General features: G+C 65.8%; 11 protein-coding genes. 5 read left to right on the top strand and 6 right to left on the bottom strand.

Features of this window, described 5'->3' with window-relative positions:
- Window positions 1-41 precede the first annotated feature (41 nt).
- The 5 genes from S58_RS13805 (at window position 42) to S58_RS13785 (ending at window position 4,183) form a co-directional block, all read left to right on the top strand.
- Window positions 42-662 (top strand): nitroreductase family protein, encoded by a 621-nt coding sequence (locus S58_RS13805; RefSeq protein ID WP_015665943.1) that lies wholly within the window; start codon window positions 42-44, stop codon window positions 660-662.
- 175 nt (window positions 663-837) lie between these two features.
- Entirely contained in the window at window positions 838-2,133 is a 1,296-nt protein-coding gene (locus S58_RS13800; RefSeq protein ID WP_015665942.1) for an O-acetylhomoserine aminocarboxypropyltransferase, read from the top strand.
- 3 nt (window positions 2,134-2,136) lie between these two features.
- Window positions 2,137-2,919: an alpha/beta fold hydrolase gene (locus tag S58_RS13795; protein ID WP_015665941.1), complete on the top strand. Its 783-nt coding sequence runs from the start codon at window positions 2,137-2,139 to the stop codon at window positions 2,917-2,919.
- A 194-nt stretch (window positions 2,920-3,113) separates the two neighbouring features.
- The gene (locus S58_RS13790; protein ID WP_015665940.1) at window positions 3,114-3,512 is read left to right on the top strand and encodes a BA14K family protein; all 399 of its coding nucleotides are present in this window, start codon (window positions 3,114-3,116) and stop codon (window positions 3,510-3,512) included.
- A gap of 143 nt (window positions 3,513-3,655) precedes the next feature.
- Window positions 3,656-4,183 carry a hypothetical protein gene (locus S58_RS13785; protein WP_015665939.1) on the top strand — a complete coding sequence of 176 codons (528 nt, stop codon included), beginning with the start codon at window positions 3,656-3,658 and terminating at the stop codon, window positions 4,181-4,183.
- A gap of 51 nt (window positions 4,184-4,234) precedes the next feature.
- Here the strand turns inward: S58_RS13785 and cyoB are convergent, their stop codons facing one another.
- The 6 genes from cyoB to S58_RS13755 all read right to left on the bottom strand — a co-directional run bounded on the left by cyoB (window position 4,235) and on the right by S58_RS13755 (window position 11,627).
- A complete protein-coding gene (cyoB, locus tag S58_RS13780; RefSeq protein ID WP_015665938.1) occupies window positions 4,235-6,235 on the bottom strand; it encodes a cytochrome o ubiquinol oxidase subunit I in 2,001 nt (666 codons plus the stop codon).
- Between the two features lie 15 nt (window positions 6,236-6,250).
- On the bottom strand, window positions 6,251-8,020 hold the full coding sequence (locus tag S58_RS13775) for an SDR family oxidoreductase (protein WP_015665937.1): 1,770 nt from the start codon (window positions 8,018-8,020) through the stop codon (window positions 6,251-6,253).
- Between the two features lie 159 nt (window positions 8,021-8,179).
- Window positions 8,180-9,088: a flagellin gene (locus S58_RS13770; protein WP_015665936.1), complete on the bottom strand. Its 909-nt coding sequence runs from the start codon at window positions 9,086-9,088 to the stop codon at window positions 8,180-8,182.
- 15 nt (window positions 9,089-9,103) lie between these two features.
- The gene (gene flgK / locus S58_RS13765) at window positions 9,104-10,861 is read right to left on the bottom strand and encodes a flagellar hook-associated protein FlgK (protein ID WP_015665935.1); all 1,758 of its coding nucleotides are present in this window, start codon (window positions 10,859-10,861) and stop codon (window positions 9,104-9,106) included.
- A 27-nt stretch (window positions 10,862-10,888) separates the two neighbouring features.
- On the bottom strand, window positions 10,889-11,341 hold the full coding sequence (locus S58_RS13760; protein ID WP_015665934.1) for a hypothetical protein: 453 nt from the start codon (window positions 11,339-11,341) through the stop codon (window positions 10,889-10,891).
- A 16-nt stretch (window positions 11,342-11,357) separates the two neighbouring features.
- Window positions 11,358-11,627, bottom strand: coding sequence for a hypothetical protein (locus S58_RS13755; protein ID WP_015665933.1), 270 nt, complete (start codon window positions 11,625-11,627; stop codon window positions 11,358-11,360).
- Window positions 11,628-11,629 lie beyond the last annotated feature (2 nt).

Genomic DNA, 11,629 nt, shown 5'->3' with positions numbered 1-11,629 from the left:
GGGCACGAGGCCGACGACGAGCCTGAACGAAGGAGACCACCGTGACTGCCCATCTTCTGCCGCCGACCGACCGCACCACCGAGCATCCGGCGCACCGCCTGTTCGTCGATCGCTGGTCGCCGCGCGGCTTCAGCGACGAGGCGCTTCCTGAGAAGGAGCTGCTCACCTTCATCGAGGCGGCACGCTGGGCCCCCTCCTCCTACAATTCCCAGCCGTGGCGCTTCCTCTACGCGCTGCGCGGCTCGGCCGAATTCGACACCTTCCTGGCGCCGCTGGTCGAGTTCAACCGCGGCTGGGCCCAGCATGCCGCAGCGCTCGTCTATGTGCTGTCGAAGAAGACCTTCATCCCGGCCGGCAAGACCGAGCCGGCGCCGACGCGCACGCATTCCTTCGACGCCGGTGCCGCGTGGGCCAATTTCGCCAACCAGGCTGCGATCTCCGGCTGGGCGACCCATGGCATGAGCGGCTTCGACGTGGCGGCCGCGCAGACGGCACTGGGCGTGCCAGATGATTTTGCCGTCGAGATCGCGATCGCCGTCGGTCGCAAGGGCGATGGCGACAAGCTGCCGGCGATGCTGAAGGAGCGCGAGAAGCCGAGCCCGCGTCTCGCCGTGGCCAAGATCGCCGCATCCGGCCTGTTCCCGAAGAGCTTCGGGGGCTGACGAATTCAAGGGGCCCAGGGGCGGCGTGATCGCGCCGCCCCGACGGACGGAGGACGATGAGGGGACGGTCGTATGATCCGGTGCTCGCGGCCATCCTTCAAGGCGCGCCCCGCGCCCTGACGACCAGAGAAATCTGTGGCAGAAGACGTGATCCGCCCGAAGGGAGTTGACCCGCATGCCGCCGCCGAAACCGCCCGCCTTCGAAACGCTGAGCCTGCATGCCGGCCAGCACCCGGATCCCGCGACCGGCGCCCGCGCGGTGCCGATCTATCAGACTACGTCCTATGTGTTCGACGACACCGAGCACGCCGCCGCTTTGTTCAACCTTGAACGTGCCGGCCACATCTACACCCGCATCTCGAACCCGACCACGTCCGTGCTCGAAGAGCGGCTGGCCGCGCTCGAAGGTGGCGTCGGCGCCGTCTGCACCGCGAGTGGCCAGGCCGCGCTGCATCTCGCCATCGCCACCTTGCTCAATGCCGGCGATCACATCGTTGCGTCGTCGTCGCTCTACGGCGGCACCATCAATCTGCTCGCGCACACCTTGCCGCGCTTCGGCATCACCACGAGCTTCGTCAAGCCCAGGGACCACGACGGCTTCCGCGCCGCGATCAAGCCGAACACGCGGCTGCTGATCGGCGAGACCCTGGGCAATCCCGGTCTCGAAGTGTTGGACATCCCCAAGGTCGCAGCGATCGCACATGGGGCCGGCGTACCGCTGCTGATCGACAACACGTTTGCCACGCCCTATCTGAGCCAGCCGATCGCGCAGGGCGCCGACATCGTGATGCACTCGGTCACCAAGTGGCTCGGCGGCCACGGCATCGCGATTGGTGGCGCCATCATCGATGGCGGCCGGTTCGACTGGCGTGGCTCCGGCAAATTCCCTGTGCTCACCGAGCCCTATGCCGGCTATCATGGCATCGTCTTCGATGAGCAGTTCGGTCCGGCCGCCTTCATCATGCGCGCGCGCACCGAAGGCCTGCGCGACTTCGGCGCCTGCCTGTCGCCGACCAATGCGTTCCACCTGCTGCAGGGCGTCGAGACGCTGCATTTGCGCATGGAGCGGCACGTCGCGAACACGCGCGCGGTGCTGGAGGCGCTCAGCGCCAACAAGGCGGTCGACTGGGTGCTGCATCCCGCGCTGGAGAGCCATCCGGACCATGCGCTCGCCAAGGAGCTTTTGCCACGCGGCGCCGGTTCGATCATCTCCTTCGGCATCAAGGGCGGACGGCCCGCGGGCCGCAAGTTCATCGAGAGCCTGAAGCTGATCAGCCATCTCGCCAATGTCGGCGACGCCAAGACGCTGGTCATCCATCCCGCCTCGACCACGCATCAGCAGATGGACGCAGCGCAGCTTGCGGCGGCCGGCATCGGCGAGGAGCTGATCCGGCTGTCGGTCGGCATCGAGGCGGCAAGCGACATCATCGACGATCTCGGACAGGCGCTGCGCGCGTCGCAGAAGGTGTGAGCCATGCAGCTGTCCATCAGAGACCGCCAAGTCTTCGTCGCCACCGGCGGCCGCGACTTCGACCCCTCCCTCCCCGCCGCCGTGTTCGTGCATGGCGCGGGCTTCGACCATTCAGTGTGGGCGCTGCACAGCCGATGGTTCGCCCATCACGGCTTTGCGGTGCTGGCGCCCGATCTGCCCGGCCATGGCCGCTCGGCCGGACCGGCGCTGCCGACCATCGCCGAGATGGCCGACTGGATCGCCGCGCTCTTGAACGCCGTCAATGCCAGGCCCGCGCATCTGATCGGCCATTCGATGGGCTCGCTGATCGCGCTCGACGCCGCCGCGCGCCACCCAGATCACGTCTCGGCGCTGAGCCTGATCGGCGCGGCAGCGACGATGACGGTCGGGCCTGATCTGTTGAAGGCCGCTGAAGCCAACGATCACAGCGCGATCGACATGGTCTCGATCTGGGGTCTCGGTTTCGCGGCCGAGCTCGGCGGCAGCCGCGCGCCTGGGCTGTGGATGCATGGCGGCGCGCAGGCGACCTTGGAGCGCTGCGCGCCGGGCGTGCTGTTCAACGATCTCTCCGCCTGCAACAACTATCAGGATGCGCTGGCGTCGGCGGCCAAGGTCAAGGTGCCGACCCGACTGGTGCTCGGCGAGAAGGACATGATGACGCCGGTGAAAGCCGGCAAGGCGCTCGCGGCCGCGATCGCGTCATCGCGCACGACGGTCCTGCCCGGCGCAGGACATACGATGATGGCGGAATGTCCGGATGCGCTGCTCGATGCGCTGATCGATTAGTTGATGGCCGAGGTCGCGGTTCCGTGGCGGCCAAGGCGCATCGAGCCCGCCCGGCATGCGCAACGAAACCAGCGGCCTCATCTCGACAGGCCGCTGCGACCTTGTGCCACCGACATGCTCCTTCGCGGCGCGGAACGGACAACGATGGCGATCCGTTGCCCCGCATCGCCAACGAAGCAAAAAGGAGCACGCAGATGGATCTGCGCAAATTCTTGACGGTCGCCACCATCGGCACGATGACGCTCGCGGCCGCCTCGCCTCTCGCAGCCGCCCCGCTGCAGACGAAACAGGCGGCGCCGATGGCAGCCACACAGAATGCGACGGAGCTGCAGCAGGTGCAGTATCGCTACGGACGCGGCGGCTATGGTCACCGTCACGGTCACTACGGACATTACGGCCATCGCCACGGCTACGGTCCGGGAGCAGCCGCCCTCGGCGGCCTCGCCGCCGGCGCGATCATCGGCGGCGCGATCGCCAACAGCCGCGCCGAGGCAGCCAACGCCCAGGCCTATTGCGCCCAGCGTTTCCGCTCCTACGACCCGGGCTCCGGCACCTATCTCGCCAATGACGGCATGCGCCGGTCCTGCCCGTGATGCACGACAAGGTCGATGCCGGAACTCCGGCATCGACCGCTGCTTCATACCAAGGGCGCGCGACAATACGTCCTCTGCGACAACTGCAACGAAGGTCATCCTGCCCGGTTGAGCCGAACCCCTCCATCAACGGGAGATTCAGGATGGTCACTCTCAAAGCCGCCGCGACACTTGTCTTCGCCGGCGCGATCTCATTGTCCACGCTGCAATCAGCATCCGCAGCGCCGCTGACCGCGTTGTCGGCAGCGGCCAAGCCGAGCGCCGAGACCTCGCATGCGGTGCAGATCCGCTATGGCGGCTGGCATGGGGGTTGGGGCGGCGGCGCCGCGATCGGCGCGGGCCTGTTGGCCGGCGCCGTGATCGGGTCGGCCATCGCCGCACCCGGTTATTACGGCGGCTACTCGCCCTATTACGGCGGCTACGGCTACGCCGGCCGGCCCTACGGCTATTATGGCGGCTACACTCCGGCCTACGCGTATCGGCCGTATTACGGCGGTTACGGCTATGGCTACGCCCCACGCCGCGTCTATCGCAGCTACGGCTATTCATACGGCCCGCGGCCGTGGCGCCACAGCTACGGCTACTATCGCGGTCCCGGCTGGGGTCACAATCACGGCTGGCACGGACATCGCCACGGCCACGGCATCATCCGCACACATCACCGCTGGTGATCAGGAGATGAGGACCGGTGCGAGCGGCGCGTCCGCCCGCACCGGCTTTACTCAGGCATCGCCCGCCGCCGGGGAGACTCCCTGCCGCGCGTCGATGATGCCGTGATCGATCCGCGCCACCTCGGCCGCAGAGATCACATATTCATCGTGATCACGCCAGGCGAACACCACGAATGTCGCCAACGCTCCCATTGCGCCGAGCGCGACCATCCACCAGATATGCCAGATCAACGCGAAGCCCATGATGGTGGCGAAGAACGCGCAGACGAATCCCGTGGGGGAATTCCTTGGCAGCTCGATGTCCTGATAGTCCTTTTCCTGCCTGTGGAGCTGCTGGTTTTTGGCGTTTTCCTTGATCTCCCAATACGCATCCTGCCCCGTCACATTCGGCAGCACCGCGAAGTTGAAAACCGGCGGCGGAGAGGACGTGGCCCATTCGAGCGAGCGGCCGTCCCAGGGATCACCGGTGGTGTCACGCAGGAGCTCGCGATCCCGGATGCTGAAGACGAGCTGGAGGATCTGGAGAATGACGCCGATCGCGAGCAGAGCCGTTCCAAACGTCGCAGCCGCCAGCCAGGGACGCCATTCGGCGACATCGTAGTGCTGCATCCGCCGGGTCATGCCGAGCAGCCCGACGACATAAAGCGGCATGAAGGTGACGTAGAAGCCGATCAAGGTGAACCAGAATGCGGCCTTGCCCCAGCTCTCGTACAGGCGGAAGCCGAACGCCTTGGGAAACCAGTAGGTGACGCCCGCGAACACGCCGAACAGCACACCGCCGATGATGACGTTGTGGAAGTGGGCGACGAGGAACAGGCTGTTGTGCAGGAGGAAATCCGCCGGCGGCACAGCGACCAGCACACCCGTCAGCCCGCCGATCATGAAGGTGATCATGAACCCGACCGACCACAGCATCGGCGTGGTGAAGCGCACCCGGCCGCCATACATCGTGAACAGCCAATTATAGATCTTCACGCCCGTGGGCACCGCGATGATCATGCTGGCGATGCCGAAGATCGCGTTCACATTGGGCCCCGCTCCCATCGTGAAGAAATGATGCAGCCAGACCATGAAGGAGATGACGCAGATCGCCATCGTCGCCAGCACCATCGAGCGATAGCCGAACAGCGATTTGCTGGAGAACGTCGCGACAACCTCGGAATAGATGCCGAATGCCGGCAGAACCAGGATGTAGACCTCGGGATGCCCCCAGGCCCAGATCAGGTTCATGAACATCATCATGTTGCCGCCGGCTTCGTTGGTGAAGAAGTGGAAGCCGAAATAACGATCGAGCATCAGCATCGTCAGCGTTGCGGTCAAGATCGGGAACGCCGCGACGATCAGCAGGTTCGACGCCAGCGTCGTCCAGCAGAACATCGGCATGCGCAGATAGCTCATGCCCCTGGTACGCAGCTTCAGCACGGTGGTGACCAGGTTGATGCCGCTGACCAGCGTCCCGACGCCGGAGATCTCGAGCGCCCAGATATAATAGTCCACGCCGACTCCCGGCGAGTAGGTCAGCTCGGACAAGGGCGGGAACGGCAGCCAGCCGGTGCGGGCGAACTCGCCGACGACGAGCGAGACGTTGACCAGCAGTGCGCCGGTCGCGGTGAGCCAGAACCCGACCGAGTTCAGCGTCGGAAATGCGACGTCTCGCACTCCGAGCTGCAGCGGCACGACGAGATTCATCAGCCCGATCACGAACGGCATCGCCACGAAGAAGATCATGATGGTGCCGTGCGCGGAGAAGATCTGGTTGTAATGCTCCGGAGGCAGATAGCCGTTGGAATGAAACGCCACCGCCTGCTGCGTCCGCATCATGATCGCGTCGGTGCCGCCGCGCAGCAGCATGACGAAGGCGAGCAGCATGTACATCACGCCGATCCGCTTGTGATCGACGCTCGTGATCCATTCACGCCAGAGATAAGGGAGATGGCCTTTCGCGGACACCCAAACGAGGACGCCGAGAATAGCGACCAGCACAAGGCCTGCGGCGACCAGCGGGATGGGCTGGCCGAACGGGATTGCCGACCAATCGAGCTTGCCGAGCATGACGCCCCCCGGGGATCAGCGAGTGCTGCGCGGGCGAGGCGGCCGCGCTGGCCGGCGTGCCCGCGCGAGAGCGAGCAAGGCGACACCTCCGAGCCCGACTGCGAGTCCAATCTTGCTGAGCTGGCCTGCCGGCGGCAGCTTCTTGCGCCCGAGCCAGCCGCCGCTCACCGCAGTGCCTGCAGCGATCGGCGCCAGCACGGCACCCGTGGTGCGCGGCGCCCCCTTGGCGCGCGACAACAGAAAACGGCAGGCCGTGCTTATGAGGCGTTCGGTCGGCCGGCGCGCCAGGGCATAGGAGATCTGGCCGAGCCGCGCCGGCCAGCCGACCGCAACCTCGTCGCGGGGTGCATGGATCAGTTGCACGAACGTCTCGGCGACGTCCTCGGGACGATACAACAACGGTCCCGGATCGAGATTGCGGCCCGACATGTTGGCGCCATGCACGAAGCCGGGCGTGTCGACCATCGCGGGAAACACGCTGCAGACATGGATGTCCTTGTGCGCGGCAAGCTCCTGGCGCAGGCTCGCCGAGAAGCCGCGCAGACCGAATTTGCTGGCCGTATAGGCCGCCGCGAACGGCGTCGGCGCCCAGCCGCCGAGCGAGATGTTGTTGATCAGCGTGCCGCGCCGCTGCTGAAGAAAGATCGGCAACGCGGCGTAGGCGCCGTTCATCGTACCCAGCAGGTTGACCTCGATGGTCTTGCGGTGGAGCGCCATGTCGGCATCCTGATAGGCGCCGAATACGCCGGTTCCGGCATTGTTGATCCAGACATCGACACCGCCGAAGGTCTGCACCGCCTGCTCAGCCAGATGCTTGACCGCTTCGGAGTCGGTGACATCGGTGCGGACGGCGATGGCGCGCCCGCCGAGCGTCTCGCATGCGGCGGCAACGTCGCGGAGGACGGCCTCGCGGCGGGCTGCCAGGACGACCGTCGCCCCCTCCCGTGCAAGGGCGAGCGCCGTTGCACGGCCAATGCCGCTGGAGGCGCCGGTAATCACGACGCGTGTTCCCTTCAAGTCACGCATCAGCCGCCGCGCCTCGGGCGCGGAGTCCAGCAACCAGCCGAGCGAGCGGCGCAGCTGCTGAGTGCCGCCGGTATCGAACCATCGGCCATGGGCAAAGATGACGCGCTCGGGCGCCAGCGCGATCAACCGTGCCGCCGCGAGCCGGACGGCACGGCCTCCGAGCCGCAGCAGCATCCGCAGATAGGTCGGCGCCTTGCCATCAGGCGCGGTGATCCCGAGCAGATTCGCGGCCGTGCGCGACACGATGCCCAGACCTTCCGGTGCCAGGTTCTGCACCAGGTCGGTCAGGATCAGCGTCCGGCTGGGTTTATGGAACAGCTCGATCTCAGTGAACAGAGGGGCGGCAAGAAGCACGAGCTGGATATCTTCGGACCATTCGTCGGGCGTGACATCGGTCAGCTCGCGATCGATGCGCAGACCGCTGCGGCGGACCTGCTGGCGTTCCGCCAGGCCGGGCGCCGCATAGACCCGCGCATTCGGCAGTGCCGCCTGCCAGTCCGGCAGGAACATCCAGTGCGCCACGTTGGGGGCGAGCAGATATTTGATCGGCCCGAGCTGTTCCAACTCCTCCCGCAGCGCATGCGAGAAGCGCGTCGGCGAATGCAGCAGCAAGTCGCCGCTGGACAGGCGGATCACGGTCATGCGGATCGGAAGCGGCAGGCCGGCGGCCTTGATCCGGCCGGCGTCGACGATCCAGACATTATCCGCAACCGGCCGCGCGCCATGACCGATCGTTCGAGGCTGAGTTGCTTGATCCATGAGAGGTCCGCCCGACGAGTTGCCCGTCAACAAACCTCCGGGGCGGCCCATGGTTTCAATTGAACGCGAGCGGGTTCCCTGCAGCCCTGGCCGGAAGCGTCAATGCTGGCCCGACATGTCGGCGTGGCCGCCCTGCCCCGCGAGGTGAAGGGCCGAGGATCACCGCAGATAGCTTGCCAGATTCAAGCTCTGGATCTTAGAGATGGCGGTATAGCTCGCCGTGAGCTGGGCCTGATAAGTCGACAATTGCGCCGTGACCGCGGCGACGTCGACGCTGGTCAGGTCGGTCGCCAGGCTCTCGGCATAGCTCTTGTAATCGGTCTGCTGCGATTTGGCACTCTCGATCCGGGACGCCGCATCGGAAAGCTTCGCCTGCACCGTGGCGACATCGTCCACCGCCTGATCGGCAAGCGTCAGCGCGGAGGTGATGTCGGTTCCGGACAGGGTCGAGCTGTTGGCGACGAACTTCAGGACACGCATGACCTCCTCAAAGGCCGAGTTGTCGGCGGTGACGCCATAGGTGACGGATTGGCCATCGGAGACCCGGACCGAGGCAAGCTCGCTGTCGCCTTGATAGTAGCTGGCATCCGTCGTGGTCAGCGATCCCGCGCCGGAGGCGAAGCTCGACGTGTCGACCGCCGCCGTCGCGGTCCGCCCGCCGCCGAACAGGTATTGCCCGTCATACTGGGTGTTCAGAATGCCCGACATCTGCTGCAGCAACTGCTGCGCGGTGCTGATTGCGGACGTGGTTCCCGTGCTGCTGCCCGAGCTCGCGGCGCTCAAGGCCGTGCGCAGCTGGCTGACGATGTCCGACACCTGCCCCACGGCAGAATACATGACCTGCACCTTGCTGTCGGCCAGGGTCGCGGCATCGATATGGGACTGCGCCCGCGTGACCGACACCTGCAGATTGACGACGTGCTGGGTGTCGGCGCCGTAACCGGCGAGATACTCGGTCTTCAGTCCCGAGGCCTCCTGCACCTGAAGATTGGCCATGGTCGCCTGCGTTCGCAGCGCGCTCGTGATCATCTGGTCGGAGTTCGCAAAGGTCGCGATCCGCATCGTCATGACATCCGCTCCAGACTAGGTCGATTGCACGGCAGTGAGCAACGACGAGAACATGCTGTTGACCACGGAGATCAGCTGCGAGGCGGCGGCGTATTTGTTCTGCAGGGCGCTCAGCCGCGCCGTCTCCTCGTCGAGGTTGACGCCCGATTGCGAGGACAGCGAGCTGGCATAGCTCGACTGGGCCGTCGATTTCGCGGTGTAGGCGGTCGAGGCCTGCGAAGCCTTGCTGGCCACATTGGCGACGATCGCCGCGGCATAGTCGGCAAACGAGCCGGTCGTTGCGCTCAGGCCTCCGGCCGAGGCGAAGCTGGTCGAGCCGGTCAGCTTGTCGATGAGCGCATTGATGACCGTCGCCGAGCCGGCCGTCAGCACCTGGCTGCCGGTCGTCAAGGTCGCGGAGCCGTCGAGCGTGCCGGTCGGCAGGCCGGCAGCGCCGCTCAGAATGCTGCTGTTGACGGCGAAATTGGCGGCGCTCGTCCCGGTGACGAGATCATTCATGCCGAAATAGTCGGAGAAGCCGCTGCCGCCGATCGCGCTGGTCATGTCGTTGATCGCGATGCCGTTCGACGACGACGTGGCGCTGATCGACAGGTGTCCGCTGGAATCGATCGAAGCGGAGACCCCGGAGATGCCGTTGAGCGCCGTGACCAGATCGCCCACCGTCGCGTAGGACGACAGATCGAGATCCTGGTACGAAACGAGATTGCCGCTCTGGTCAGCCACGGCGATGCGGACCGTTCCGGACGCCGACAGCGCCGTCGTGCTGCTGACGCTTGCCGTTCCGGTCAGGGTGGTCGGAGGTGGAACGGCCGACGCATCATTGGTGATCGAATTCAGCGCCGATTTCAGCTGCGAGGCCAACTGGTCGAGCTGGGTCTGCGCGGCCGGCAGGGTCTCGTCCCGCAACGTGACCAGCGAGCCGATCTTGCCCGACGTGATCTGGGACGTGACATCGAGGCCGTCGACCATGATGCCGCTGAAGCCGCCCGACGCGTAGCTCGACGCCGCCGAGACATTCGCCGAGGCCGTATAGCTCAGCGTGTGGGCCGAGCTGTCGACGAGCGCCCTGCCCGACGAGGTGTAGACCTGGAGGTCGCCGTTCGACGCCGTGTAGTAGCTGACGTTCATATAGGACGACAGATCCTGCAGCGCCGAATTGCGTTCGTCCTCGAGGTCCGCCGTCGACTGGCCGGACGCCGCCATCTTGCGGATCTCGACATTGAGATCGGCGATCTGCTGCAGGTCGTCGTTGGCGCTCTGGACCGACGACGCGATGTCCTTGTCGGCGTTGGCCCGCAACGTCTGCACACCGCTCGACGTGCTGCGCAGCTGGCTTGCGAAATCATCCAGCGCGCTGACGACGGCCGATTGCAGCGATACGCTGCTGGGCGAGCTCGCCAGCGACGACAAGGCGGACTCCAGCGATGCCAGCGAATTTGCCAGCGACGTTCCCGTCGTCGAGGTGCCGGACGTGGACGCGCTGCCGAACAGCTGCTGCAGCTGGGTCAGGTAGTTGTTCGTGGTGTCGGCCGCGCCGAGCTCGGAATTGGCTCCGATCAGCGATTTCAGCAACAGCTTGTCGACATTGCTCGAAATGCCGGTAATGGAAACGCCGGTTCCAATTCCCCCGGTCACGTTCGTGACCTGGTTGGCCGTCTTCTGCGTATACCCCTTCGTGTCGGCGTTCGAGATGTTCGACGACGCCACGCTGATCTGCAGCTCCGTGGTCGAGATGCCGCTGAAGGCGACCAGCCGTGCTATATCGAGCGACATCGCCCTACTCCCGCTGCTGGGTGGCCATCATGCCCTGACATTGGTTCCGCAAGAGGTCGCACGCGCGGTGCGACGCCCGCCGGCGCCATAGGGCGAGGCATTGGCGATCTGCTCGCGGATGGCCTGCATGACCGCTTCGATGCGGCGATTGCTGGCTTCGATCGCGGCCCGCAATCGCACGAGGTTCTCGTCCATCGCGCCACGCAGGTTGAGGATGTGCTCCATGAGCTGCTCGCGCAGGACGCGGTCGCGCACGTCGAGGCTTGCCGTCTGCCTGGCGCATTCGGCGACCCGCTGCTCGAACAGCCCGGCCAGCCGGTTCTTGTCGTCGAGCTGTTTCGAGCGCGAGGCCGGCAGCCCCTTGGCGAGCTCCACATTCTCTTCCGAGACCACCGCGATCAGCTCGTCGATCAGCGCGATCAAGGTCCGCACCTCGTCCTCGCTTGCGGGCCGTCGATCGGCCTGGCTTGCGTGTTTCATCCTGTCGCTCCCACTCTCAATGTTCACGCTGCGGCCGGCGGCTGGTCTGCGCGACGCGGGCATAGGTGTTCGCCGCCGTCACCCTGACGGCCGCGACCTTCAGTTCCTCGTCGAGCAGCGCACATTCGCGCAGCAGCTTTCGCCGTACCGTTTCGATGTCGTCCATCAGGGCCAACAGCTGCGCGCGGTCATCCTTGCCGGCGGTCGCGGCGCGCAGTCTCAACCGACGCAGCTTCTTCAACAGCGCCTCGCCCTCGCCGAGCCGCTCCCTCTTCAGGTCGGCCATGA

The organism is Bradyrhizobium oligotrophicum S58 (assembly GCF_000344805.1).
Taxonomy (GTDB): domain Bacteria; phylum Pseudomonadota; class Alphaproteobacteria; order Rhizobiales; family Xanthobacteraceae; genus Bradyrhizobium; species Bradyrhizobium oligotrophicum.
Note: the sequence above shows the minus strand (reverse complement) of the source record. Positions and strands in the feature narration are given on the sequence as shown.

Excerpts from the sequence above, each read along its gene's own strand:
- S58_RS13800 (WP_015665942.1), top strand. The coding sequence starts at position 838 with ATGCCGCCGCCGAAACCGCCCGCCTTCGAAACGCTGAGCCTGCATGCC.
- S58_RS13795 (WP_015665941.1), top strand. The coding sequence starts at position 2,137 with ATGCAGCTGTCCATCAGAGACCGCCAAGTCTTCGTCGCCACCGGCGGC.
- S58_RS13790 (WP_015665940.1), top strand. The coding sequence starts at position 3,114 with ATGGATCTGCGCAAATTCTTGACGGTCGCCACCATCGGCACGATGACG.
- S58_RS13785 (WP_015665939.1), top strand. The coding sequence starts at position 3,656 with ATGGTCACTCTCAAAGCCGCCGCGACACTTGTCTTCGCCGGCGCGATC.
- cyoB (WP_015665938.1), bottom strand. The coding sequence starts at position 6,235 with ATGCTCGGCAAGCTCGATTGGTCGGCAATCCCGTTCGGCCAGCCCATC.
- S58_RS13775 (WP_015665937.1), bottom strand. The coding sequence starts at position 8,020 with ATGGATCAAGCAACTCAGCCTCGAACGATCGGTCATGGCGCGCGGCCG.
- S58_RS13770 (WP_015665936.1), bottom strand. The coding sequence starts at position 9,088 with ATGACGATGCGGATCGCGACCTTTGCGAACTCCGACCAGATGATCACG.
- flgK (WP_015665935.1), bottom strand. The coding sequence starts at position 10,861 with ATGTCGCTCGATATAGCACGGCTGGTCGCCTTCAGCGGCATCTCGACC.
- S58_RS13760 (WP_015665934.1), bottom strand. The coding sequence starts at position 11,341 with ATGAAACACGCAAGCCAGGCCGATCGACGGCCCGCAAGCGAGGACGAG.
- S58_RS13755 (WP_015665933.1), bottom strand. The coding sequence starts at position 11,627 with ATGGCCGACCTGAAGAGGGAGCGGCTCGGCGAGGGCGAGGCGCTGTTG.